The 4,872-nt window shown below is 77.4% G+C and carries 4 protein-coding genes; 1 reads left to right on the forward strand and 3 read right to left on the reverse strand.

The window, feature by feature from the left end:
- Nucleotides 1–116 precede the first annotated feature (116 nt).
- Together L7D48_RS25855 and L7D48_RS25860 are read right to left on the reverse strand one after the other, a co-directional pair.
- A complete protein-coding gene (locus tag L7D48_RS25855; protein WP_237883047.1) occupies nucleotides 117–902 on the reverse strand; it encodes a glycerophosphodiester phosphodiesterase in 786 nt (261 codons plus the stop codon).
- On the reverse strand, nucleotides 899–1,525 hold the full coding sequence (locus L7D48_RS25860) for a YitT family protein (protein WP_237883053.1): 627 nt from the start codon (nucleotides 1,523–1,525) through the stop codon (nucleotides 899–901). Before L7D48_RS25860 ends, L7D48_RS25855 begins: the two co-directional genes overlap by 4 nt.
- 248 nt (nucleotides 1,526–1,773) lie before the next feature.
- On the opposite strand from L7D48_RS25860, the gene L7D48_RS25865 reads away from it, so the two are divergent.
- Nucleotides 1,774–3,321 carry a PLP-dependent aminotransferase family protein gene (locus tag L7D48_RS25865; protein WP_237883049.1) on the forward strand — a complete coding sequence of 516 codons (1,548 nt, stop codon included), beginning with the start codon at nucleotides 1,774–1,776 and terminating at the stop codon, nucleotides 3,319–3,321.
- A 31-nt stretch (nucleotides 3,322–3,352) separates the two neighbouring features.
- Here L7D48_RS25865 and L7D48_RS25870 read toward each other — a convergent pair.
- Nucleotides 3,353–4,872: hypothetical protein (locus L7D48_RS25870; protein ID WP_237883051.1), on the reverse strand; the 1,520-nt coding region annotated here is incomplete at its 5' end.

Genomic DNA, 4,872 nt, shown 5'->3' on the forward strand with positions numbered 1-4,872 from the left:
GCCACGGTCTCGGTGCCCACCCGCGCCCCCTCGTTCGTCCCGTGCGCACCAGGCGGGGCGCGGGCGGGGGAGCGGCCCGTGCCGCCCGGTGGCTCCGGCCGTCCGGCCGCCGGACGTCAGATCCAGGCCCCCCGCTCGGCCAGCACCGTGCGCAGTGTCTCGATGTGATCGGTCATGATGCCATCCACGCCCATGTCCAGCAGCGTCCTCATCCGCTCCGGATCGTTGACCGTCCACACGTGCACCTGGAGGCCCCGGCGGTGTGCGTGGCGGACGAAGGCCCGGTCCGCCACCGGTATCCCGCCGTGCCGCACCGGGACCTGCGCGCACAGCGCGCCGCGGCCGACCGCGCCCGGCAGGCGGTACGAGCGCAGCCGCAGGCCCAGGACGCCGCGCGTGCCCAGCGAGGTGGCCAGCCGCGGGCCCGCCAGGCGACGGGCCCGGGCCACCCGGGACTCGTCGAAGGCACCCAGGCACACCCGGTCCCAGGCGTCGGCGCGGTCCAGGATCCCCAGCAGCGGGGCGAGGGCCGCGTCCGCCTTGACGTCGATGTTCCAGCGGGCGCGGGGGAAGGCGCGCAGCAGGTCGGCGAAGAGCGGCACCGGCTCGCCGCTGCCCACCCGCACCCGCCGCACCTGCGACCACGGCAGGGAGGCGATCGCCCCGCTGCCGTCGGTGACCCGGTCCAGCGTGGCGTCGTGGAAGGCGACCAGCTTCCCGTCCGCCGTGGCGTGCACGTCGGTCTCCAGGTAGCGGTAGCCCAGCTCCACCGCCCGCGCGAAGGCGCCGTGGGTGTTCTCCGCTCCCGGCGCGGCGCCGCCGCGGTGGGCGAAGGCCAGGGGGACGGGATGGTCGAAGAAGGGGTGGTCGGGGCGCGGTGCGCGGAGGGCCGGTGCCGTCATGGACGCAGTATCGCGCGACGCCTCCGGCGCCCCCGCGGGCGGTCCGCCGAGCCGCCTTCGAAGCCGCCCGCCGGATCGCCACCCGAACCGCCCCGGTCGCCGTCCGCGGCGGGGGCGGGTGTGCCGAAGACCTTCAGGAAGAACTGGGAGAGCGGACCGATCGCCAGGGCGTAGAGCACCGTGCCCGCGCCCACGGTGCCGCCCAGCAGGAAGCCGGTGGCCAGGGCGGCCACTTCGATGCCCGTCCGCACCAGGCGCACCGAGCGCCCGGTGACCCGGTGCAGGCCGGTCATCAGGCCGTCGCGCGGACCCGGCCCGAAGCGCGCCGTGATGTACAGGCCGGTCGCCGCCCCGTTCAGCACCACCGCGCCCACCAGCAGCGGCACCCGTACCGCGAGCGCGCCCGGTTCCGGCATGAGGGCCAGGGTGGCGTCCATGGCCAGTCCCACCACGACCACGTTGGAGACGGTGCCCAGGCCGGGCCGTTCCCGCAGCGGTATCCACAGCAGCAGCACGGCCGCGCCGGTGATGATCACCACGGTGCCGATGGTCAGTCCGGTGTGCCCGGAGACGCCCTGGTGGAAGACGTCCCACGGACCGAGGCCGAGATCGGCGCGGACCATCAGCGCCAGGCTGGCCCCGTAGAGCACCAGGCCGGCGTAGAGCCGTAGGAGGCGGCGGGCGAGGCGATCGGGGCGATCGGGGCGGCGGCCGGGGCGCGCGGCGAAGCCGCCTGGATCCCCGGATCCTGTGAATCCTCCGGAACCGGACAAGGGGCCGTCCTTTCTGGCGCGTTGGACTGATGCGTGACACTCTGTGGCCTGTAAGCGGTTCCCGGACATGGCCAATCCCGAGAAGGTGGACTCAACCGATGGCTCAGTGGACCTCGGCGGTCGGAGCGCCTCAGCTCGCCCGCCTCCTGTCCTCCCACCGCACCGAGTCGGACGGAGCGCGGCGGACGCCCGCCTACCGGGCCCTCGCCGACGGAGTACGCCTGCTGGTGCTGGAGGGCCGCGTCCCCGTGGCCGCCCGGCTGCCCGCCGAGCGGGAGCTGGCCGCGGCCCTGTCCGTCAGTCGTACCACCGTGGCCGCCGCGTACGAGGCGCTGCGCGGCGACGGGTTCCTGGCCTCGCGCCGCGGCGCGGGGAGCTGGACGGCCCTGCCCGCCGGCAACCCCCTGCCGTCGGGCGGGCTGGCGCCCCTGCCCCCCGACGCGGCCGGGACCATGATCGACCTGGGCTGCGCGGCCCTTCCCGCCCCCGAGCCCTGGCTCACCCGCGCCTTCCAGGGAGCCCTGGCCGATCTGCCGCCCTACGCCCACACCCACGGCGACTACCCGGCGGGGCTGCCGGTCCTGCGCCAGGCCCTGGCCGACCGCTACACCGCCCGCGGCGTCCCGACGATGCCCGAGCAGATCATGATCACCACCGGTGCCATGGGCGCGGTGGCCGCGATCCGCGCGCTGTTCGTGCCGCGCGGCGAGCGCGTCGCCGTCGAGCACCCCTCCTACGCCAACGTGCTGCGCCTGCTGAGCGAGTCGGGCGCCCGGCTGGTGCCCGTCGCGATGGGCGAGGGCCTCACCGGCTGGGACCTGCCCGCCTGGCGCCGGGTGCTGCGGGACGCCGCGCCGCGGATGGCGTACGTCATAGCGGACTTCCACAACCCCACCGGCGCGCTGGCCGGGGAGGAGCAGCGCCGGGAGCTGGTGGCCGCCGCCCGGGCCGCCGGCACCGTGCTGGTGGCGGACGAGACCATGGCCGGCCTCGACCTCGACGCCCCGCCCGGCGAGCCGATGCCCCGCCCGGTCGCGGCGTTCGACGCGGGCGGCTCCACCGTCGTCACGGTCGGCTCGGCCAGCAAGGCCATCTGGGCCGGGCTGCGCATCGGCTGGATCCGGGCCGCGCCCGAGACCATCCGCAGCCTGGTCGCGGCCCGTGTCTACGCGGACCTGGGCAGCCCCGTGCTGGAGCAGCTCGCCGTCGCCCGGCTGCTGGCGGAGGGCAGCGGCCCGGGCGGGGGGCGGGACGACGGACGGGAGAGCGGGGGCAGCGGCTGGGACCGGGCCATGGAGGTCCACCGCGAACGGGCCCGGGAGAACCGCGCGGCCCTCACCGAGGCCCTGCGCGAGCACCTCCCGGACTGGGGGTTCACCGTCCCGCGCGGCGGCCTCACCCTGTGGGTGCGCACCGGTGACCTGTCCGGTTCGCGGATCGCCGAGGCCGGCGAGCGGCTGGGGGTGCGCGTCCCCTCCGGGCCGCGCTTCGGGGTGGACGGCGCGTTCGAGGGCTATGTGCGGCTGCCGTTCACGGTCTCCGGCCCCGTGGCCGCCGAGGCGGCGGCCCGGCTGGCGGCGGCCGCGCGGCTGGTCGCCGACGGACGGAGCGCGGGCGGTGACATCCCGCGCAGCTCCGTCGCCTGAACCGCCGCGCGCCCCGCCGCCGGCCGCGGTCTCAGTGGACCGCCCGCCGGGCCGCGGCCCTCGGCGGACCGGCCACCGGCTCCGGCAGCAGCTCCAGGACCGCCCGCCGCTGCGGCTCGGCCGCCTCCTCGTCGAAGGGATCGGGGGCGGCGGGCACCTGGAGGCGGTGCACCGGCCCCGAGCCCAGCCGGGCGTAACCGCGCCCCGCGGGCACCTCGGACGGCGTGGTGGTCGAGGGCGCCTCGCCGAGCACGGCCCGCACCTCCTGCGCGGTCGCCGCGCCGAGCACCACCCGCGCCCGGGTGTACGCGCGGACGGCCCCGGTCAGCTCCCCCGCGCCCTCGAACTGGTCGGCCAGCGCCACGGTCACCCGCACCGCGCGCCCGTACCGCAGGGGAACCTGGAGCAGGTCCTGCGGGTCGCGCTGCCCCTCGGCGCGGGCCAGGTGGCTGAGGACCGAGGGCCGGTCCACCAGCACCCACAGCGGGCGGCAGACGTCCTCCGGCGCGTCCCGTCCGGTCTGGCGGACCCGGTTGGCGGCCAGCAGCCTGCGCTCGGTCTCCCGCACCACCCACTCCAGAGCCGACAGGGCGCCGGCCGGGGTGGACTCCACCGCCCGCACCCTGCCGCGTCCGGCCAGGAACGCGTACTCGCCCGCCCCGCCGCCGTCCACGACCAGCACCTCGCCCTGCCGCAGGGCCTGGAGGGCGACCGACCGCAGCAGCGTTGTCGTCCCCGACCCCGGGTGGCCCAGCGCCAGCAGGTGCGGCTCGGTGGAGCGCGGGCCCGTGCGCCACACCACCGGAGGCACGTCCAGCCGCTCGCCGCCCTCCGCGACCACCGGCACCGTGCGGGGGACGGTGTGGAGGTCGGTGAAGCCCAGCACGGTCTCGCCGGGCGCGGTGACGAAGCGCTGCGCGCAGACGCCGGAGGGCAGCGGCGGCAGCGCGGTCAGGGTGAGCTCGCCCACTTCCTCCTCCCAGGCGAAGTGGTACTCCCGGCCCCGGCCGGCCTTGGCGCACAGCAGTTCCTGCAGGTGCGCGCGGGAATCCGGATCGTCGTCGCCGAAGTGCGGCGGGTAGCGCAGCCGCAGCCGGGCCAGCCGCCCCTCCTCGGCGAACGCGAAGTCGGTGAAGGCCCGCCGCCAGTCGCCGTCGTGGGCGTAGAGGGGCTGCGGGCGGGGGTCGTCGGCGAGCGAAAGGTGCGGCACCAGCGCTTCGTAGAGGGTCTGCAGCCGTGCGCGCTCGGCCTCGCCCGGCTCGCCCCCGGCGGTGTCCGGGGACCGGTCGCGGCCCTGCCAGAGCGCGGCGCCCGCCAGCGTGACCGCCCCCAGCAGCGGCCCGTACGGGGCCAGCCACAGGGCCAGCAGGCAGGTGGCCACGGTGAACAGCACCGGGCCCCGCCGCTCCCGGGGGGTGCGCTCCCAGCGGCGCCGTCCCGCGCAGGCGAGACGGCCCAGGCCGCGGGCGGCCACGGCCGGCAGGTGCAGTGCGTCGAGGGCGTGTTCCGCGGCCACCCGCCGCAGGTCCCGCCCGCGGGCCGGCGGGGCGG

It is taken from the genome of Streptomyces sp. ICN903 (assembly GCF_022015835.1).
Taxonomy (GTDB): domain Bacteria; phylum Actinomycetota; class Actinomycetes; order Streptomycetales; family Streptomycetaceae; genus Streptomyces; species Streptomyces fenghuangensis.